This is a genomic window from Streptomyces spiroverticillatus, assembly GCA_014650415.1.
GTDB classification, from domain to species: domain Bacteria; phylum Actinomycetota; class Actinomycetes; order Streptomycetales; family Streptomycetaceae; genus Streptomyces; species Streptomyces spiroverticillatus.
In genome coordinates, this window is record BMUX01000034.1 from 20602 (window position 1) to 40216 (window position 19615).

At 72.8% G+C, this 19615-nt stretch carries 17 protein-coding genes; 9 read left to right on the forward strand and 8 right to left on the reverse strand.

What is annotated here, in order from left to right; all coding sequences use genetic code 11:
• The first annotated feature begins 37 nt into the window (after positions 1-37).
• The 3 genes from tatC to IE269_RS40975 all read left to right on the forward strand — a co-directional run bounded on the left by tatC (position 38) and on the right by IE269_RS40975 (position 4841).
• Positions 38-979, forward strand: a complete 942-nt coding sequence (gene tatC, locus IE269_RS40965; protein ID WP_229898145.1) for a twin-arginine translocase subunit TatC — start codon at positions 38-40, stop codon at positions 977-979.
• A gap of 63 nt (positions 980-1042) precedes the next feature.
• Positions 1043-1939, forward strand: a complete 897-nt coding sequence (locus tag IE269_RS40970; protein WP_189828466.1) for a diacylglycerol kinase — start codon at positions 1043-1045, stop codon at positions 1937-1939.
• Positions 1940-2012: 73 nt separating this feature from the next.
• Complete coding sequence (locus IE269_RS40975) at positions 2013-4841, forward strand: DEAD/DEAH box helicase (RefSeq protein WP_189828445.1); 2829 nt, start codon at positions 2013-2015, stop codon at positions 4839-4841.
• A gap of 53 nt (positions 4842-4894) precedes the next feature.
• Here the strand turns inward: IE269_RS40975 and IE269_RS40980 are convergent, their stop codons facing one another.
• The 4 genes from IE269_RS40980 to IE269_RS40995 all read right to left on the reverse strand — a co-directional run bounded on the left by IE269_RS40980 (position 4895) and on the right by IE269_RS40995 (position 9681).
• Positions 4895-5866, reverse strand: a complete 972-nt coding sequence (locus IE269_RS40980) for a pseudouridine synthase (protein ID WP_189828446.1) — start codon at positions 5864-5866, stop codon at positions 4895-4897.
• Between the two features lie 99 nt (positions 5867-5965).
• Positions 5966-6949 carry an ADP-ribosylglycohydrolase family protein gene (locus IE269_RS40985; protein ID WP_229898144.1) on the reverse strand — a complete coding sequence of 328 codons (984 nt, stop codon included), beginning with the start codon at positions 6947-6949 and terminating at the stop codon, positions 5966-5968.
• Between the two features lie 23 nt (positions 6950-6972).
• A complete protein-coding gene (locus tag IE269_RS40990; RefSeq protein WP_189828447.1) occupies positions 6973-7635 on the reverse strand; it encodes a fasciclin domain-containing protein in 663 nt (220 codons plus the stop codon).
• An 84-nt stretch (positions 7636-7719) separates the two neighbouring features.
• Entirely contained in the window at positions 7720-9681 is a 1962-nt protein-coding gene (locus IE269_RS40995) for a molybdopterin-dependent oxidoreductase (protein WP_229898143.1), read from the reverse strand.
• A 131-nt stretch (positions 9682-9812) separates the two neighbouring features.
• Between IE269_RS40995 and IE269_RS41000 the strand changes: the two genes are divergently transcribed.
• The 5 genes from IE269_RS41000 to IE269_RS41020 are packed head-to-tail and all read left to right on the forward strand — an operon-like array spanning position 9813 to position 15289.
• A complete protein-coding gene (locus tag IE269_RS41000) occupies positions 9813-11123 on the forward strand; it encodes an NAD(P)/FAD-dependent oxidoreductase (protein WP_189828449.1) in 1311 nt (436 codons plus the stop codon).
• Entirely contained in the window at positions 11120-11893 is a 774-nt protein-coding gene (locus IE269_RS41005; protein ID WP_229898142.1) for a DUF1365 domain-containing protein, read from the forward strand. The genes IE269_RS41000 and IE269_RS41005 overlap by 4 nt, the downstream gene beginning before the upstream one ends.
• The gene (locus IE269_RS41010) at positions 11890-13197 is read left to right on the forward strand and encodes an SAM-dependent methyltransferase (RefSeq protein ID WP_189828450.1); all 1308 of its coding nucleotides are present in this window, start codon (positions 11890-11892) and stop codon (positions 13195-13197) included. The genes IE269_RS41005 and IE269_RS41010 overlap by 4 nt, the downstream gene beginning before the upstream one ends.
• Positions 13194-14486 (forward strand): SAM-dependent methyltransferase, encoded by a 1293-nt coding sequence (locus tag IE269_RS41015; protein ID WP_189828451.1) that lies wholly within the window; start codon positions 13194-13196, stop codon positions 14484-14486. The genes IE269_RS41010 and IE269_RS41015 overlap by 4 nt, the downstream gene beginning before the upstream one ends.
• Positions 14483-15289, forward strand: coding sequence for a DUF1295 domain-containing protein (locus IE269_RS41020; RefSeq protein ID WP_189828452.1), 807 nt, complete (start codon positions 14483-14485; stop codon positions 15287-15289). Before IE269_RS41015 ends, IE269_RS41020 begins: the two co-directional genes overlap by 4 nt.
• Positions 15290-15299: 10 nt before the next feature.
• On the opposite strand, the gene IE269_RS41025 is transcribed toward IE269_RS41020, so the two are convergent.
• Positions 15300-15977, reverse strand: a complete 678-nt coding sequence (locus tag IE269_RS41025) for a response regulator transcription factor (protein ID WP_189828453.1) — start codon at positions 15975-15977, stop codon at positions 15300-15302.
• A 144-nt stretch (positions 15978-16121) separates the two neighbouring features.
• Here IE269_RS41025 and IE269_RS41030 point away from each other — a divergent pair, with 144 nt between their 5' ends.
• A complete protein-coding gene (locus tag IE269_RS41030; RefSeq protein ID WP_189828454.1) occupies positions 16122-16757 on the forward strand; it encodes a M15 family metallopeptidase in 636 nt (211 codons plus the stop codon).
• Between the two features lie 93 nt (positions 16758-16850).
• Here IE269_RS41030 and IE269_RS41035 read toward each other — a convergent pair whose 3' ends face one another.
• Genes IE269_RS41035 through IE269_RS41045 form a run of 3 tightly spaced genes read right to left on the reverse strand, consistent with a single transcriptional unit; the run spans position 16851 to position 19587 of the window.
• Positions 16851-18260, reverse strand: coding sequence for a cryptochrome/photolyase family protein (locus IE269_RS41035; RefSeq protein ID WP_189828455.1), 1410 nt, complete (start codon positions 18258-18260; stop codon positions 16851-16853).
• Positions 18257-19003, reverse strand: a complete 747-nt coding sequence (locus tag IE269_RS41040) for an anti-sigma factor (RefSeq protein WP_189828456.1) — start codon at positions 19001-19003, stop codon at positions 18257-18259. The genes IE269_RS41035 and IE269_RS41040 overlap by 4 nt, the downstream gene beginning before the upstream one ends.
• Positions 19000-19587, reverse strand: coding sequence for a sigma-70 family RNA polymerase sigma factor (locus IE269_RS41045; RefSeq protein ID WP_189828457.1), 588 nt, complete (start codon positions 19585-19587; stop codon positions 19000-19002). Before IE269_RS41045 ends, IE269_RS41040 begins: the two co-directional genes overlap by 4 nt.
• Positions 19588-19615 lie beyond the last annotated feature (28 nt).

Consider the following 19615-nt stretch of genomic DNA (forward strand, 5'->3'; position numbering starts at 1 on the left):
GGTGACGGCTGCCTGTTACACGAGATGAGGACGTGGGTTGCTCAAGTTTGCCCGCAAGCAGGTGAAGGAAAAGGACCCCGAGGGGCGGATGCCGCTCGGGGAGCACCTGCGTGAGCTTCGCAACCGGCTCGCCAAGGCGGTCCTGGCGATCGTCGTGATCGGCATAGTCGCCCTCTTCTGGAGCGACGAGATCGTCGGGTTCCTGACCGACCCCGTGCCCAAGTGCGTGGAGGGCGGCACCAGGACCGGCGGCACCTGCGCCAACCTCACCTACCTGGACATCATGTCCCCCTTCTCCACCACGGTGAAGGTGGCCTTCCTGACCGGTGTGGTCGTCTCCTCGCCGGTCTGGCTGTTCCAGCTGTGGGCGTTCATCGCCCCCGGTCTGCACCGCAACGAGAAGAAGTACACGTACTGGTTCGTGGGTGTGGCGGCGCCTCTGTTCGTCGCCGGCGCGTACACCGCGTACGTGATCCTGCCGGTCAGCTTCAAGGTGCTGCTGGGCATCACGCCGGACGGCTTCGAGAACCTGCTGTCCCTGGACACGATCCTCGACTTCTCGGTCCGCATGGTGCTGGTCTTCGGCGTCGCCTTCGAGGTGCCGCTGGTGATGGTCATGCTGAACTTCGCGAAGGTCGTCACCGGCAAGCAGATGGTCCGCTGGTGGCGGGCGGTCCTGATGGGCGTCTTCGTCTTCGGCGCCATCGCCACCCCGTCGACCGACCCGGTCGGCATGCTGGCGCTGTCGGGGCCGATCATCGTCCTGTACTTCATCGCGGTGGGCATCGCGATGCTCAACGACAAGCGGCGGGCCCGCAAGGACCCGGACGCACAGCTGGACGACGACGAGGCGTCCGTGCTCGACCTCACGCCGGAGGCGGTCGGGGAGATCGAGCCGGTGGGCGCCCGGCGGGCGCTGCCGGAGCAGGCCAACGGGTCGAGCCCGAGGCAGCTCAACGGTTACGACGACATCACCTGATCTTGTAAGGTCCCCCCGGACGACGTCTGGGGGGACTTATTCGTGACCGGCACCGCCGATGCTGTGGCCCGTGAGATCACGCTGTTCGTCAATCCCACCGCCGGGCGCGGGCGCGGGGCGCAGACCGCCCAGCCCGCAGCCGCCGCCCTGCGCGATGCCGGTTTCTCGGTACGGACCGTCCTCGGCGTCGACGCCGACGACGCCCTGCGCCGGGCGCGGGCGGCGGTCGACGAGGGCACCGGGGCGCTGGTCGCGGTCGGCGGCGACGGGCTGGTCAACCTGGCCCTCCAGGCGGTCGCCGGGACCTCGACACCGCTGGGCGTCGTCGCGGTGGGCACCGGCAACGACTTCGCGCGGGCCCTGAGCTTTCCGGTACGGGACCCGGGTGCGGCCGGGCGGATCGCCGCCGGGGCGCTGCTGGCGGGCCGGGTGCGGGAGGTGGACCTCGGGCGGGTCGGCGGGCACTGGTTCGGCGGGGTGCTGGCGTCCGGGTTCGACTCGCGGGTCAACGACCGGGGCAACCGGATGCGGCTGCCCGCCGGGCGGTTCAAGTACGACCTGGCGATCCTCGCCGAACTCGCCGCGTTCCAGCCGATCCCGTACCGCATGAGACTCGACGACGGCCCGGAGCGGGAGATTGCCGCGACGCTGGTGGCCGTCGGCAACGGGACCTCGTACGGCGGCGGCATGAAGATCTGCGCGGACGCCCGCTTCGACGACGGGCTCCTGGACGTGACCGTGGTCGGGGACTGCTCGCGGGCGACCCTGCTGAGGGTCTCCCCGCGGGTGTACGCGGGGACGCATCTCAGCCACCCCAAGGTCTCCACGTACCGTGCGAAGAAGATCACGCTGGAGGCCCCGGACATCACCGCCTACGTGGACGGAGAGCCGCTCGGGGCGCTGCCGCTGACCGCCGAGTGCGTGCCGGGGGCCGTGCGGGTGCTGGTCCCCGAGGGCTGAGGGGCGGCCGAATTCCACGGGTCATTAAAGATCGGGCTGAGTGTCACAGGTGGCGGGTAGGCTCGAAGACAAGATGACAGAGGACCTCTCACCAGCCGAGCGATACGCCGCCTCCCGGATCCGCGCCGCCGAGGAGGCCACCGCGCTCCACCCCTTCCGCGCCATGTACGACTTCGACCTGGACCCCTTCCAGATCGAGGCCTGCGAGGCGCTGGAGGCGGGCAAGGGCGTGCTGGTCGCGGCGCCCACCGGCTCGGGCAAGACGATCGTCGGCGAATTCGCCGTGCACCTCGCCCTCACTCAGGGCGGCAAGTGCTTCTACACCACGCCCATCAAGGCGCTGTCCAACCAGAAGTACCAGGACCTCGTGAAGCGCTACGGCGCCGACAAGGTCGGGCTGCTCACCGGGGACAACAGCGTCAACTCGGACGCACCCGTGGTCGTCATGACCACCGAGGTGCTGCGCAACATGCTCTACGCGGGTTCCCAGTCGCTGCTGGGCCTCGCCTATGTGGTCATGGACGAGGTGCACTACCTCTCCGACCGCTTCCGGGGCGCCGTCTGGGAAGAGGTGATCATTCACCTTCCCGAGTCGGTGACGCTGGTGTCGCTGTCGGCGACCGTGTCCAACGCCGAGGAGTTCGGCGACTGGCTGGATACCGTGCGCGGCGACACCGAGGTCATCGTCTCCGAGCACCGGCCCGTGCCCCTGTGGCAGCACGTGCTGGCCGGGCGGAAGATGTACGACCTCTTCGAGGAGTCCGACGACGGGCGCGGGGGCCGCCGCGAGGTCAACCCCGACCTGCTGCGCATGGCCCGCATGGAGAACCAGAAGACGTACAACCCGCGCGACCGCCGCAAGGGCAAGATGGTCCGCGAGGCCGACCGCGAGCGCGAGCGCCGCCAGCGCACCCGGATCTGGACACCGGGCCGCCCCGAGGTCATCGAGCGCCTCGACTCCGCCGGGCTGCTGCCCGCGATCACGTTCATCTTCAGCCGGGCCGGCTGCGAGGCCGCCGTCCAGCAGTGTTTGTACGCGGGGCTGCGGCTCAACGACGAGGACGCCCGGCTGAAGGTCCGGGAGATCGTCGAGGAGCGCACGGCGTCGATCCCCGGCGAGGACTTGCACGTACTGGGCTACTACGAGTGGCTGGAGGGCCTGGAGCGGGGCATCGCCGCCCACCACGCGGGCATGCTGCCGACCTTCAAGGAGGTCGTCGAGGAACTGTTCGTGAAGGGCCTGGTCAAGGCGGTCTTCGCGACGGAGACCCTCGCGCTCGGCATCAACATGCCCGCCAGGTCGGTGGTGCTGGAGAAGCTGGTCAAGTGGAACGGCGAGCAGCACGCCGACATCACCCCCGGCGAGTACACCCAGCTCACCGGGCGGGCCGGACGCCGGGGCATCGACGTCGAGGGGCATGCGGCGGTGCTGTGGCAGCGCGGCATGGACCCGCAGGCCCTCGCCGGGCTCGCGGGGACGCGTACGTATCCGCTGCGGTCCAGCTTCAAGCCGTCGTACAACATGGCGGTCAACCTGGTGCAGCAGTTCGGCCGGCACCGCTCCCGAGAGCTCCTTGAGACGTCGTTCGCGCAGTTCCAGGCGGACAAGTCGGTCGTCGGCATCTCCAAGCAGGTGCAGCGCAACGAGGAGGGCCTCGACGGCTACAAGCAGGGCATGACCTGCCACCTCGGGGACTTCGAGGAGTACGCGGCCATGCGCCGCGACCTCAAGGACCGCGAGACGGAACTCGCCAAGCAGGGTGCCGCGCAGCGGCGGGCGGCGGCGGCCGACTCGCTGGAGAAGCTGAAGGTCGGCGACGTCATCCACGTACCGACGGGGAAGTTCGCGGGGCTGGCGCTCGTGCTGGACCCGGGTGTTCCGGCCGGGCGGACCAACGGCCACCGGCGGGGCTTCGAGCACCACGACGGGCCGCGCCCGCTGGTGCTCACCGCCGAACGGCAGGTCAAGCGGCTCGCGGAGATCGACTTCCCGGTGCCGGTGGAGCCGCTGGAGCGGATGCGGATCCCGAAGTCCTTCAACCCGCGCTCGCCGCAGTCGCGCCGTGACCTGGCCTCGCAGTTGCGGACCAAGGCCGGGCACATCACGCCCGAGCGGCACCGCAAGGGGCGGGCGGCGGCGGCCGACGACCGCGAGATCGCCCGGCTGCGCACCGCGCTGCGGGCCCATCCGTGCCACGGCTGCGACGAGCGCGAGGACCACGCCCGGTGGGCGGAGCGGTACTACCGACTCCAGCGCGACACACGGCAGTTGGAGCAGCGGATCGAGGGGCGGACGAACACCATCGCCCGCACCTTCGACCGGATTTACGCGCTGCTGACCGAGCTCGACTACCTGCGCGGCGACGAGGCCACCGAGCACGGCAAGCGACTGGCCCGGTTGTACGGGGAGTTGGACCTGCTGGCGTCCGAGTGCCTGCGCGACGGTGTGTGGGAGGGGCTGAGCCCGGCCGAACTGGCCGCGTGCGTCTCGGCGTTGGTGTACGAGTCGCGGCAGGCCGACGACGCGGTGGCGCCCAAGGTGCCCGGCGGGGCGGCCAAGGAGGCGCTCGGTGAGATGGTCCGCATCTGGGGCCGGCTCGACGCCCTGGAGGAGGACCACCGGATCAACCAGACCGAGGGCGTCGGCCAGCGCGAGCCCGACCTCGGGTTCGCCTGGGCGGTGTTCATGTGGGCCTCCGGCAAGGGGCTCGACGAGGTGCTGCGGGAGGCGGAGATGCCCGCCGGTGACTTCGTGCGCTGGTGCAAGCAGGTCATCGACGTGCTCGGGCAGGTCGCGGCGGCTGCGCCCGCTTCCAGCGGGGGCAGCACGGTCGCGAAGAACGCGCGCAAGGCCGTGGACGCGGTGTTGCGGGGAGTGGTGGCGTACAGCTCGGTGGGCTGAGCCTGCTTCCCTGGTGGGCCCCGGTCGGGAGGTGTTCCGGCCGGGGCCCTTCGTCATGCGCCGGTGGCCCAGCCCTCGGGGTCGGTCCAGGCCTGGAGGGTGCGGCGGGACTCGAAGCGGTGGTGGGTGCCCGTGATCGGGTCGGTGAACTCCAGGGTGCGGGCCAGGAGTTGGAGGGGCTTGGTGAAGTCGTCCGGCGCCGGGTCGGTGAGGGTGGGGAAGTAGGGGTCGCCGAGGATGGGCAGGCCGAGGGCGTTCATGTGGACGCGGAGCTGGTGGGTGCGGCCGGTGTGGGGGGTGAGGCGGTAGCGGGCCGTGTGTGCCTTGTGCTCGATGAGGTCGATGTGGCTCTCGCTGTTGGGCTCGCCCGGGGTTTCGTAGGCGGCGACGATGCCGGGGGTCTTCTCGATGCGGCTGCGGAGGGTGCGGGGGAGAGCGACGTCGGGGTTGTGCTGGGCGAGGGCCTCGTACTCCTTGTGGACGTGGCGGTCGCGGAAGAGGTTCTGGTACGCGCCCCGGGCCGCCGGGTCGACCACGAACAGGACCAGGCCCGCGGTGAGCCGGTCCAGTCGGTGCGCCGGGGAGAGGGCCGGGAGGTCCAGGTCGTGGCGCAGGCGGGCGAGCGCGGTCTGGGTGATGTGGGTGCCGCGGGGGGTGGTGGCGAGGAAGTGCGGCTTGTCGGCGACCAGGATGCGGGAGTCCTGGTGGAGGACGTCGATGGGGTAGGGGACGGGGGGTTCCGGGGGGAGGTCGCGGTGGAACCAGAGGTGGAGGCCGGGGGAGTAGGGGGCGTCCGGGGGGAGCGGGGTGCCGTCGGCGGTGACGAAGGCGCCCGTGGCGAGCATGCGGTCGAGGGTGGTGGGGGGTGCGGCGGCGAGGCGGGTGTGGAGGTAGGCGCGGACGGTGGGCGGGGCGTCGCCGTCGGCGGGCTCCACGGGCGGCAGCTTCAGGTGCACGGGGTCGATGCCGAGGCGCTGGGGGAGCGGGGAGGGGGGTGCGGTGGGGCGGCGGGGTCTGCGGGTCATGGTGGGGCAAGGGTATGAGGGGTGGGGGTTTGGGGCGTGGGGGTCTGGGGGCGTGAGGTCGTGTCCCCCCCCCAGCCCCGTCGGGCGGCGGGGCCGCACCTAGAGCGGGCCGGTGCGCCACAGGGTGAGGGCGAGGTGGTGGAGGTCGGGCAGGTGCAGGACGCGGTCGCCGGAGCCTGGGAGGGGGACGTGGAGAGGGGCCGTCCAGCGGGGCGGGATGGCGGAGGCGCCGTAGGTGGCGCCGGCCAGGGCGCCCGTGACCGCTGCCACCGTGTCCGTGTCGCCGCCCAGGTCGATGGCCTCGGCGAGGGCGTCCTCGAAGGTGGAGGTGGCGCGCAGGGCCCAGAGGGCCGAGCCGAGGCAGGGCCACACCGCGCCGTTGAACTCCGTGGCCAGACCCGGGTGCCAGTCCGGGGCCAGGACGGTGGCCCAGCGGTCGCGGTGGTCCGGGTGGACCTCGGCGAGGGCGGCGGGGACGGCTGCGAGGAGCGTGCCGGGGGTGGGGTCCGCGGTGGTCAGGGCCGTGCGGATCAGGTCGTGGAAGACGGCCGTGCCCTCCCAGGCCGCCCGGTCCCCGTGGGTCAGGGCCGCGATGCGGCGGGCCGCGTCCATGGTCGTGGCGCGGTCCGTGCGGGCGAAGTGCACCGCCGAGGTCGCCGCACGCATCAGGGAGCCGTTGCCCGCCGCGTAGATGTTCACCTGGAAGTGGATCGCGGCGGCCAGGTCCCAGGGGTGGCCGTTGGTGAGGACGTCCTCGGTCTGGAGGCCGATGTCCTTGGGGTCCGACGCCGCCCACTTCTGGAAGCGGGCGAAGATGTCGGGGAGGATCTCCGGGAGGGGCCGGCCCGGGTGGGACAGGAGGGATTCGCCGACCAGGACGGCCATTTGCGTGTCGTCGGTGGCCTCGCCCGGGTCCCAGCCACCACCGCCGCACATCTCCCCCGTACCGTCGCCGAAGCGCGCACGGAACGCGCCCCCGAGCTGGAACTCGAAGGGCGCGCCCAGTGCGTCGCCGACGGCCGAGCCGACGACGGTGCCTATTGCCTTGCCCGCCCCGGGAGTTGTGCGGTCCATGCTCTCCATGGGGCGAGCGTACGGGCGGTCGGTCAGGACTTCGGCATCAGGACCGTGTCGACGATGTAGACCGTCGCGTTGGCGGTGGGTACGTTGCCGCAGACCACCGACGAGGCGTTGTTGACCTTGTAGGACTCGCCGGAGCCCGCCGTGGTCAGGGTGGACTTCTGGAGGGTCGGGTAGGTGCCCGCCTCCAGCTGCTTCGGGGTCAGCTTCTCGCCGACCACGTGGTAGGTGAGGATGCTGGTCAGCTTGGCCTTGTCGGCGAGGACCGCGTCGAGGTCGGCCTTGGGCAGCTTGGCGAAGGCGTCGTTGGTGGGCGCGAACACGGTGATGTTCTGGGCGTTGTTGAGGGTGTCGACCAGGCCCGCCTTCTTCACGGCGGTGACCAGGGTGGACAGGGCCGGGTTGTGCGAGGCGGCGGTGGCGACCGGGTCCTTGGCCATGCCGTCGAAGCTGCCCGCCCCCTCCTTCGGCACACCGGCGCACGCCGGGCCGAACGGGCCGTTCATCGGGGTCATGTCGGCCGGGGTGGAGCCCATGCTGGCCTCCTTGGTGGGGGTCGACTTGGAGCCCGCGGTGTCCGAGGACTTGCCGCCGTCCGAGCAGCCGGTCAGGGCGAGCGGGAGGAGCGCGGCGGCCGACACGGCGAGGGCGGCGCGGCGGGCGAAGGTGGTGGTGATGGTGGTGCTCATGACGTTCTCCTTGGATGGTGCGTGTGTCGGGGGTGTGGGTTGTGGTCTGTGGGTGGGGAGTGGTGGCTCCCGGGAGGGGTGGGGTCAGGTCACGGAGACCACCACCGAGTGCAGGCCCGTCGCGCCGTCGGGTACGGTCCCGACCCGGCGCTCCGTCTGGGTGTCGCCCTCGCGGTCCGTCGCGCGGACTTCGAGGGAGTGGCTTCCGGGGGTCGCCTGCCAGGGCCGGCTCCACTGGCGCCAGGTGTCGCGGCCGTTCTCGGCGGCGAGCGAGGCGTCCTGCCAGGGGCCGCCGTCGACCCGTACCTCGACCCGGGCGATGCCGCGGTGCTGCGCCCACGCCACTCCGGCGACCATGACCCGGCCCGCCTTCGGCGAGGCGAACGGGCGCGGGGTGTCGATCCGCGACTGCGTCTTGATCGGCGCCTCGCGGGCCCAGTCACGCCGCACCCAGTACGCGTCGAACGCGTCGAAGGTGGTCAGCTCCAGGTCCCGGAGCCATTTGCAGGCCGAGACGTAGCCGTACAGGCCGGGCACCAGCATCCGTACCGGGAAGCCGTGGTCGAAGGGGAGCGGCTCGCCGTTCATGCCGACGGCGAGGAGGGCGTCGCGGCCGTCCATCACCGTCTCGACGGGGGAGCCGAGCGTCATGCCGTCGACGGAGCGGGCGACGAGCTGGTCGGCGGGGCCGCCCTCGGACGGCGGCCGTGCGCCCGCCTCGCGCAGCAGGTCGGCCAGGCGGACGCCCAGCCAGCGGGCGTTGCCGACGTACGGGCCGCCGACCTGGTTGGAGACGCAGGTCAGGGTGATGTCGCGCTCGACCAGGGGGCGGCGCAGAAGGTCTTCGTAGGTGTACGTCACGGGCTTGCGGATGCCGAGGCCGTGCAGGGTGAGGCGCCAGCGGGCGGGGTCGGGGCGGGGCACCACCAGGGCGGTGTCGACGCGGTAGAAGTCGCGGTTGGGGGTGGTCAGGGGGGCCAGGCCCGGCACGCGGAGCTCGGCTCCGGCGGGGACGGGGCGGGCCGGGTCGGCGGGGGCGGGCAGGGTGATGCGGCTGCGGGCCGCGGCGGCATCTGCCTGACGGCCGGAGTTGAGGCTGCGGCCGAGGAGGCCCGCGCCGGCGGAGAGGGCGACGGTGGTGGTGGCGGTGAGGACGAAGACGCGGCGGGGGAAGGGGTGGGGGGTGGTGGATGTGGGGTCGTCCATGTCTGCGGTGGTGGACGTAGCGCCGTCCACCTCTGCGGTGGTGGAGGGACGCCCCTCGTCGTCGGCGGGAGCCGAGGCCTCGCCGCCATCGAGGGCGGAGCCGTCGCCCGCTTGCGGAGCGGCCGGGCCGCCGACGTGGTCCGAAGGGACCCTCGGGGTCCCGTGCGGGTGCATGGTGCGGGGCTGGGGGGCCTCACCGGGGGCGGGGGCGGAGCCCGCAGTTGCCCGCCCCCGCTCCTGGGCGGCGGCCGGGAGGCCTTCCTCCGACGGGCTCCCGGCCGCCTGGGGGCGGGACGGGAGCGGGGAGCCCACGTTCCCCGCGCCCGGCCCCGCCCCGGGCGCCGCGCTCGTCTCCTCAGCCGCGGGAGACGGGCGCGTGCCCTGCTGGGGGGTGGGTCCCCGTCCGGTGACCCGTGATGAGGTGAGCAGGAGCAGCACCCCCGCGCCCGCGATCCCGCCCAGCAGAGACGGCAGCGCGTCCGGCGGGCCGCTCTCCGGGCGGGACAGCGCCGCCCACGCGCCGAGCGCCCCGAAGGCGAAGGTCAGGAGTGCGGCGGTGCGGCGGTGGCGGGCCGACAGGAGGCCCACGGCCACGGCGAACAGGGTCAGAAGCAGCAGGATGCCCAGCTGGAGGACCAGCTTGTCGGCGGTGCCGAAGGTGCGGACCGCGAAGTCCTTCACCGGGGCCGGGGTGCGGTCCACGACCGCCCCGCCGACCGCCGTCACGGGCCCGGCCTCGGGCCGTACCGCCGCGGCCGCCAATTCCGCGGCGCACAGTGACGCGAAGGCGGCGACCAGGCCGCCGGCCGCGTTTGCGATGGTGCGTGCTTTTCCGCTCACGCAAGAGGTTCGGGGCACAGGGGGCGGCCGGATTGGTCGAAAGGTTCGGTTCATTCTTTCGGGGCACCGACCAATCCGCCGGGCGGTCGGCTCCGAAGAAGGGGTGCGAGCCGTAGACAGCAGGAGGATTTATGTCAGGCACCGGGGCGGGACAGCAGGACGCACAGCACGAGGAAGACGCGGGCCGGACGCGTACCGCCGTGATCGGCGGCGGCGTCGCCGGGCTCACGGCCGCGCACGTCCTCTCCCGCGCGCACCACGTCACCCTGTACGACGCCGAGCCCCGCCTCGGCGGGCACGCGCACACCCACGACGTGCCGTCCGCCGACGGGCGGATCCACCGGGTCGATTCCGGGTTCATCGTCCACAACAGGCGTACGTATCCGCATCTGTTGAGGCTCTTCGGGGAACTCGGAGTGGCGACCCAGGAGTCCGAGATGAGCATGTCCGTACGGTGCGAGGGGTGCGGCCTGGAGTATGCGGGGGCGCGCGGTCCGGGGGGCCTGTTCGCCCAGCCGCGCAATGCCGCACGCCCCGCCTATCTGCGGATGCTCGCCGAGGTTCCGCTCTTTCACCGCAGGGCACGGCAGTTGATGGCGGCCGAAGGGCACATAGGCATGACGCTGGGCGAGTTCGTGCAGCGGGGGCGTTTCTCGGCCTACTTCGTCGCGCACTTCCTCACCCCGCTCGTCTCCGCCGTCTGGTCCTGCGACCCGGCGACCTCCCTGCGCTACCCGGCCCGGTACCTGTTCCGCTTCCTCGCCCACCACGGGATGCTGTCCGTCGGCGGTTCGCCCGCCTGGCGGACCGTCGTCGGCGGGTCGCGGGAGTACGTCGAGCGGGCCGCCAAGCAGCTCCACGCCGTGCACACCGCCACCCCCGTGCGGTCCCTGCGCCGGCACGCCGACGGCGTCGAGATCACCGGCGAGGACGGCACCACCCTCCCGTACGACCGGGTCGTCGTCGCCGTCCACCCCGACCAGGCGCTGCGGCTCCTCGCCGACGCGAGCGAGGCCGAGCGGCGGGTGCTGGGCGCCTTCCGCTACTCCCGCAACCCGACCCTGCTGCACACCGACACCCGCGTCCTGCCGCGCAGCCCCCGCGCCCGCGCCTCCTGGAACTACCTGATGCCCTCGTGCAGTTCGGGCTCCGAACGGGTCCGCGTCAGCTACGACATGAACCGCCTCCAGCGCCTCGATTCCCCCGAGCGGTACGTCGTCACGCTCGGCGGCGAGGACATCGTCGACCAAGAGCGGGTCGTGGCCCGCATGGTCTACGAACACCCCGTCTACACGCCCGAGTCCGTCGCCGCCCAGGCCGGACTGCCCGCCCTGAACACCTCCGTCACCGCCTACGCCGGGGCCTACCACGGCTGGGGCTTCCACGAGGACGGCTGCCGCTCCGGCGTCGAGGCGGCCGCCGCGCTGGGGGTGGACTGGTGATACGTACCGCAGCCGAAGCCCGCACCCGGCGTACCGGAACGACCCCCGCCCTCTACCTGTGCACCGTCGCCCACGCCCGCACCGCACCCCTGCGCCACACCGTCCGCCACCGGACGTACCTGTGGTACGTCGACGTGGACGCGACCCCCGAACTCCCGCGCGCCATGCGGCCGTTGGCCCGCTTCGACGCACGTGACCACTTCGGCGGCACCGCGCCCACCGTCCGCGCCGGCCTGGAGGCCTTCCTCGCCGCGCGCGGCATCGATCTGGAGGGCGGGCGGGTCACGATGCTCGCGCACGCCCGCGTCCTCGGGTACGTCTTCAACCCGCTCACCCTGTACTGGTGCCACGGCCCCGACGGCACCTTGCGCTGCGTGGTCGCCGAGGTCCACAACACGTACGGCGAACGCCACTGCTACCTGTTGCAGACCGGCCCGGATGACGGTCAACTTACCGGCGTGGACAAGGAGTTCTACGTCTCGCCGTTCTTCCCCGTCGACGGCCGCTACCGGATGCGGCTGCCCGAGCCCGGGGAACGGCTCCAGGTGAGCGTCCAGTTGGAGCGCGACGGCGGCCGTCCCTTCACCGCCACCGTGACCGGCGTCCGCAGGGCCGCCACGCCACGTGCGCTGCTGCGTACGGCAGTCCGGCACCCCCTGTCCACACTCGCGGTGTCCGCCGCGATCCGAGTGCACGGCATCCGGCTGTTCCTGCGCGGGCTGCCGGTGCGGCCCCGTCCCCGTCATCAACCCCAGGAGGGTGTCGAATGAGCGTGTCTGTGTCCCCGTCATCCCCGTCGTCCCCGTTGTCGCACCCCGCCGGGGCCGCCGCACTCCCTACGGTGGCCGTCCCCGTGGACGCCGAGCGCTGGCCCGACGTGGCCCGGCTGCCCAAGGCGTCCGCCGCCCGTACCGCCGTCGCCCGGGGCATCGTGCGGCACGCGCTGGCCGGGCTGCCGCTGACGGTGAAGTTCCGGGGCGGAAGGCCGCTGGGCACCGGCGGGCCCGTCATGCGGGTGTACGACCCGGCCGCCCTGTACCGGCGCATCGGCGCGGGCGGCCTGATCGGCTTCGGCGAGTCGTACATGGCGGGGGAGTGGACGGCGGAGGACCTGGTCGGCGTCCTCACCGTGCTCGCCGACAACGCTGCCACCCTGGTGCCGCCCGCCCTCCAACGGCTGCGCGGCGTCTGGGCGTTGAAGCAGCCGCACACCCGCCGCAACACCGTCGAGAACACCCGCGACAACATCAGCCACCACTACGACCTGTCCAACGACCTCTTCTCCCTCTTCCTCGACGACACCCTCACCTACTCCTCCGCCGTCTTCCGCGGCTTCCCCGCCACCCACGAACTGCTGCCCGCGGCCCAGCACCGCAAGATCGACCGACTCCTCGACCTCGCCGAGGTGAAGGAAGGCAGCGAGGTGCTCGAAATCGGCACCGGATGGGGCGAGCTGGCGATCCGGGCCGCCGCGCGCGGCGCCCGCGTCACCACCGTCACGCTCTCCGTCGAGCAGCGCGAGCTGGCGATGCGGCGCATCGCGGACGCCGGGTACGCCGACCGGGTCACCGTCCTGCTGCGCGACTACCGCAAGGTCGAGGGCACCTACGACGCCGTCGTCAGCGTCGAGATGATCGAGGCCGTCGGCGAGGAGTTCTGGCCCGCCTACTTCGCCACCCTGGAGCAACGCCTCGCCCCCGGCGGGAAGATCGCGCTCCAGGCGATCACCATGCCCGACGACCGGCTGCGGGCCAGCAGCACGACGTACACCTGGATCCAGAAGTACGTCTTCCCCGGCGGCCTCATCCCCTCGGTGGAGGCCGTCGAACGCACCACCGCCGCGCACACCGGGCTCAAGGTCACCCGCAACGACGGCTTCGGGGTGCACTACGCGGAGACGCTGCGGCTGTGGCGGGCCCGCTTCGAGGCCCGCGCGGACGAGGTGGAGGACCTCGGCTTCGACGCCACGTTCCGCCGCATGTGGTCCTTCTACCTCGCCTACTCGGAGGCCGGATTCCGGTCCGGCTATTTGGACGTACGGCAGTTGCAGCTCACCAGGAAGGACACCCGATGAACGGCACCGGAGTCGCGGGACGGCTCGCCGACGAGGCACAGCGCCTGCTCGGCGGGCCGCTCCCGCTGCGGCTGCGCGCCTGGGACGGCAGCGAGGCAGGACCGGAAGGGGACGGTCCGGTGATCGTGCTCAGGTCCCGGCGGGCGCTGCGCCACCTGCTGTGGCAGCCCGGCGAACTCGGGCTCGCCCGCGCCTACGTCACCGGCGCCCTCGACGTCGACGGCGACCTCGCGGACGGCCTCGGCCGGATCTGGGAGGCGTTCCGCGCCCAGCGGCTGCGGCCGCCGAGGCTGAGCGTCCAGGACCGGGCGCGGGCCGCCCGTACCGCACTGCGGGTCGGCGCGGTCGGACCCCGGCCGCCCGTACCCCGCTCCGAGGCCAGGCTCGGCGGCACCCTGCACAGCAGGAGCCGCGACCGGGCCGCCATCAGCCACCACTACGACCTCTCCAACGCCTTCTACACGCTGCTCCTCGACGAGACGATGGCGTACTCCTGCGGCTACTGGACCAGCGACAAGGACGGCTACGGGCCCGCCGACGCCCAGCGCGACAAGCTGGAGCTGATCTGCCGCAAGCTCCGACTCGGTTCCGGAGCGCGCCTGTTGGACGTCGGGTGCGGGTGGGGATCGCTGACGCTGTACGCCGCCGAGGAGTACGGGGCGCACGTCACCGCCGTCACCCTCGCCGCCGAACAGGCCGCGTACGTACGCGAACAGGTGGCCGTGCGCGGCCTCGGCGACCGGGTGGACGTGCAGTGCCGCCACTACCGGGACCTCGCCGGCGGGCGGGGGACGTACGACGCGGTGGCGACCGTGGAGATGGGCGAGCACGTCGGTGACGCCGAATACCCCGGATTCGCCCGGCAGTTGCACGCCATGCTGCGCCCGCGCGGCAGGCTGCTCGTGCAGCAGATGTCGCGCGGACGGGTCGCGCCCGGCGGCGGTGCGTTCATCGAGTCGTACATCGCACCCGACATGCACATGCGGCCCCTCGGCGAGACCGTGACCCTCCTGGAGGGGGCGGGCCTGGAGGTGCGGCACGTGCAGTCGCTGCGCGAGCACTACGTCCGCACTGTCGGGGCGTGGCACGACACCCTGGAGGACCGCTGGGCGGACTTCGTCGCGCTGGTCGGCGAGGAGGTCGCCCGGGTGTGGCGGCTGTACCTGGTCGGGGGTGCGCTGGCGTTCGCCGAGGGGCGGATGGGCGTGGACCAGGTGCTGGCCGTGCGGCCGGACGAGGGCGGACGCAGCGGAATCGGCTGGACCGGTGAGGAGGAGCAGTACGGATGAACGGCTTTCCGTGGGGCGACTGGGCGGCGGGACTCGGCTGGGCGGCCGGTGCGGCGCTCGCCGTGATGCTGGTGACCTTCGCGGTCGCCGTACGGGTCGGTATGCACCGGGTGGTCGACGCGGCGTGGGGCATCGGGTTCGCGGCGGTCGCGGTCGTCTCGTACGTCGTGTCCGGCCCCTCCGTCGGCGACGACGGGCGGCGGCTGCTGGTCCTCGCCCTGACCTGCGTGTGGGGGCTGCGGCTGGCGGCCCACATCGCGTGGCGCGGGCGCGGGCACGGCGAGGACCCGCGCTACGAGAACCTGCTCGCCAAGGCCCCCGAGGGGCGGCGGAACCTGTACGCGTTCCGGATGGTGTACCTGCTCCAGGGGGCGCTGGTGTGGCTGGTGTCGCTGCCGGTGCAGGCCGGGATGTACGTACCCGGAAGTGTCGGGTGGGTCGGCTGGGCCGGGTGTGCGCTGTGGGCCGTGGGGCTGTTCTTCGAGGCGGTCGGCGACCGGCAGATGTCCCGCTTCAAGGCCGACCCCGCGAACAAGGGGAAGATCATGGACCGGGGTCTGTGGTCCCTCACCCGGCACCCCAACTACTTCGGCGACTTCTGCGTGTGGTGGGGCATCTTCCTTGTCGCGTGCGGGAGTTGGGGAGTGGCGGGGCTGACCGTCGTCGGGCCGCTGGTGATGAGCTACCTGCTGATCTGGGGGAGCGGGAAGCGGCTGCTGGAGCGGAGCATGGCGAAGCGGCCGGGGTTCGCGGAGTATGCGGCGCGGACCAACGGGTTCTTCCCGTGGGTGCCGAAGAGGTGAGCGGGGTCGCTCACGCTCCCGTGTCCGTCCCCTCGCCGAGCCGGTAGCCCACGCCCGGCACCGTGTGGATGACCCAGGGCGGGCCGAGCCGTTTGCGCAGGGTCGAGATGGTGATGCGTACGGCGTTGGTGAAGGGGTCGGCGTTCTCGTCCCACGCCTTCTCCAGGAGGGTTTCGGCGCTGACCACCCCGCCACGGGCCGCCATCAGCACCTCCAGCACGGCGAACTGCTTGCGGGTGAGGGAGAGGTAGCGGCCCGCCCGGAACACCTCCCGGCGGAACGGGTCCAGCCGCAGATCCCCGGCCTCCAGCACCGGCGGCGTGCTCTCCTTGGGGCGGCGGGCCAGCGAGCGCAGCCGTACGACGAGCTCCTTCAGGTCGAAGGGCTTGGTGAGGTAGTCGTCCGCGCCCAGCTCGAACCCGGTGACCTTCTCGTCCAGGTGCGCCGCCGCTGTCAGCATCAGCACCCGGCAGCCGAGCCCCCGCGCCACGATCGTGCGGCACACGTCGTCGCCGTGCGTGCCGGGGATGTCGCGGTCCAGGACGACCACGTCGTACGTGTGCACGTCGAGCCGCTCCAGGGCGGTGTCGCCGTCGCCCGCGATGTCGGAGGCGATGGCCTCCAGGCGCAGCCCCGCCTGCACCGCCTCCGCGAGATACGGCTCGTCCTCGACAATCAGCACCCGCATCGGCGGCCTTTCCTCGGTGTGCGCATTGCGGCCCATTCAACGACGCCGGGCCTATCGAAAACGTATCGGGAAATCGAAACGCCCCGGCAACACGGTCACGACTGGAGTGGAGGCACACGACGACGGCTTCACCGAGGAGACAGCATGCGGGACAGCGACCGGCGGGGGACGGGCTGGGCGGCGGCGGGGGTACTGGCCCTGGTGGCAGCCCTGGGAGTGACCGGGGCGGTGGCGCTCACCACGCGGGAGGCGCCGGACGTGGGGGTGGCCCCGCCGGCGAAGGCCGCACCGCCCGCGGTCCCGCCGGCGAAACCCGGGGCGCCCAACGGCGACGGCGCGGCGGACGCGGGCGACGGGTCCATACCCTCGGCCCGCCGGCTCACCCCCTTCGACACCGGCCACTCGGCGCTGGGCCGCCTGGACCCGGCGCTGCTGAAGGCGGTGCAGGCGGCCGCGAGGAACGCGAAGCAGGACGGGGTGGACCTCTTCGTCACGTCGGGGTGGCGGAGCAGGGGGCATCAGCAGCGGCTGCTGGACGAGGGGGTGGAGAAGTACGGGAGCCTGGCGGAGGCGCGGAAGTTCGTGGAGACGCCGGACGGGTCGAAGCATGTGACGGGGCGGGCGATCGACATCGGGGCGGCGGATGCGGACCGGTGGCTGATCAGGGAGGGGGCGCGGTACGGGCTGTGCCAGATTTACGCGAATGAGCTGTGGCACTTCGAGCTGCGCGAGGTGCGGGGCGGGAGGTGTCCGGTGCCCCTTCGGGACGCGTCGAGGTAGGGGATGGCTGCCCGCAGGGCATGCCATCAGGGGCGCGGGGAACTGCGCGACCAGCCACAACGGACCCGCACGGAACCCCGCGCCCCCCAGCCTTCAGCCCCGGGCGGAGTCGAAGCGGGTGCGGGCCTCTGCGAGGTCCACGATCGGGGCCGGGTAGTCGAGAGCCGCACGGTCCGCGCCCTCCAGGCGCCACGGCTGGTGGACCGCCGAGCCCTGAAGCGCGGCAAGCTCCGGCACCCACCGCCGGACGTAGTCCCCGTGCGGATCGAAGCGTTTGGCCTGTGCGAGGGGGTTGAGGACGCGGTTGGGCCGGGTGTCCGTCCCCGTCCCCGCCGCCCACTGCCAGTTGAGCTGGTTGTTCGCCAGGTCCCCGTCGACCAGCAGCGACAGGAAGTGGCGGGCGCCGACCCGCCAGTCCACGTACAGCGTCTTCGTCAGGAAGCTGGCGACCAGCAGCCGCCCCCGGTTGTGCATCCACCCCTCGTGCGCGAGCTGCCGCATCGCCGCGTCGACGACCGGATAGCCGGTCAGGCCCGCCTTCCAGGCCTCGATCTCCTTGGTGTTGGTGCGCCAACGGTCGTGCCGGTCCCGGTAGTCGTCCCAGGCGGCGGCCGGGCGCGCGGCGAGCACCTGGTGGTGGAAGTCCCGCCAGGCCAGCTGCCGTACGAACGCCTCCGCACCCGCGTCCCCCTTCTGCCGCGCCCGGTGCACCGTCTCCACCGGCGACAGCGCGCCGAAGTGCAGGAACGGCGAGAGGCGGGAAGTGGCGTCGCCCGGCAGGTCGTCGTGGCGGTCCTCGTACGCGGAGATCCCGTCGGCCAGCCACGCCGAGAGCCGCTTGCGGGCTGCCTTCTCGCCGCCCCGGACCAGCCCCGGCGAGGTGTCCGCGACCGCGTCGCGCGCGGGCGGCGGGTCGCCCGCCACCCACTCCGGCACCCGCACCACCCGTGGCGCCGCCAGCACCGTACGCGGCTCGGCCGCCTCCCACCTGCGGTGATACGGGGTGAACACGGCGAAGTGGTCCCGTCCGGCACCGGACGGGACCTCCGCCCCGGGCGGCACGACCGTGACCACCGCGTCGTGCACGGCCAGCTCGCACCGCTGCCCGGCGAGCGCCTTGCGCAGCCGCTCCTCGCGGGCCTGCGCGTATCCGCTGACCCCGCCCGCCACGTGCACGGCGACCGCGCCCGTCTCGGCGACCAGCCGGGCGACCTCGTCGACGACTTCTCCGGTACGGATCACCAGGCGTCCCCCGCGCTCGCGCAGGGCGGCGTCGAGGTCGGTCAGGCAGTCGGCGAGGAAGGCCCGCCGGTTGGGTGCGGTGAAGCCGGTCCGCCGTACCCCGTCGTCCAGGACGAACAACGGAACCACCTCGTCCGCCGCGCGCAGGGCCGCCCGCAGCACGGGCTGGTCGTGGACGCGCAGGTCGGAGGTGAACAGGGCGACGGCGATGCGGGGACGGGGGCCGTCAGCGGTGGTCCGGGCAACGGTGGTGCGGGTCATGCGGGGAACTCCATGAGGGCGACGGGGTCGGAGGTGGGTGCGGGGGAGCCGCCGGACGGCTCGACGGTGATGCCCATGCCGGAGGCCTTGCCGACGGGGCCGTTGAGCAGGACGGCGCCGGTGGAGGCCGCCGGGTCCATCAGGCCGGCCGAGCGCATCGTTCCGGCGTCGTTGAACCAGATCTGGTAGACCTTGCCCGCCGGGGGAGCGGGCATGTTGGAGGCCACGAACGCGGCCTGGTCGCGGCTCCGCGAGACGACCACGGTCGCCGAGGCCCCGGCCCCGACCTTGCCGGTGGCGGCCTTCGCGTCGGGTGCGGCGAGCACGGCGGCCAGGGCCTGGCTCTGCTGCTGGGCGGCCTGTGCCTGCTGCTGGGCGTCCCGGGCCACTTGGTGCTGCCAGACGGCGATCCCGCCGAAGGCGGCCGCGGCGGCCAGGCAGGCGGCGAGGGCGAAGCGGGTCGCGGCCCGCCCGTACCTGCCCCGCACCCGCCCCTGACGTACCGTCAGAGGGCCTTCCTGGCGTTCGGTGGTGATGCGGCGCAGCACCTCCGCCTTCATCCGCTCCGGCGGGGTCTCGGTCATCGCACGCCCCAACCGGGCGGCGGTGGAGGCGAGTTCGGCCACCTCCTGGGCGCAGGAGGGGCAGTCGGCGAGGTGGCGTTCGAAGGCGAGGCGTTCGTCGTCGGGGAGCGCGTGCAGTGCGTACGCCCCGGTCAGTGTGTGCAGTTCGGCGGTGCTCATGCGCCCACTCCCAGGCAGTCGCGCAGCCGGATCAGTCCGTCGCGCATACGGGTCTTGACCGTCCCCAGAGGCACGGAGAGGAGTTCGGCGACCTCGCGGTAGGCGAGGCCGCGGTAGTACGCGAGGGTCACCGACTGGCGTTGCAGCTCGGTGAGGGTGCGCAGACAGCGGCGTACCTGCTCGCGCTCCAGCCGCGCCTCGACCTGCTCGCTGACCTCGTCGTACGCGGGCGTGCGGTCCAGCAGTGCGGCCTTCTGCTCGCGGTCGGCGGAGGCCTGCGCGGAGCGCACCCGGTCGACGGCGCGGCGGTGCGCCAGGGTGAGCACCCAGGTCATGCCGCTGCCCCGGGCGGGCTGGTAGCGGGCGGCGGTGCGCCACACCTCGACCAGCACCTCCTGGGCGACCTCCTCGGACTGCGCCGGGTCGCGCAGCACGCTGCGGACCAGTCCCAGCACGGGCCCGCTGACCAGGTCGTACACCCGGCCGAAGGCCTCCTGGTCGCCCCTGGCCACCCGGCCGATGAGCTCCTGGAGGCCGTCGGGCCCGGGCGCGGGCGCCCCTTGGACGTGGACGGCTTCTTTCACGCGGGTTTCCTTCGCTGGCGGCGGGGCG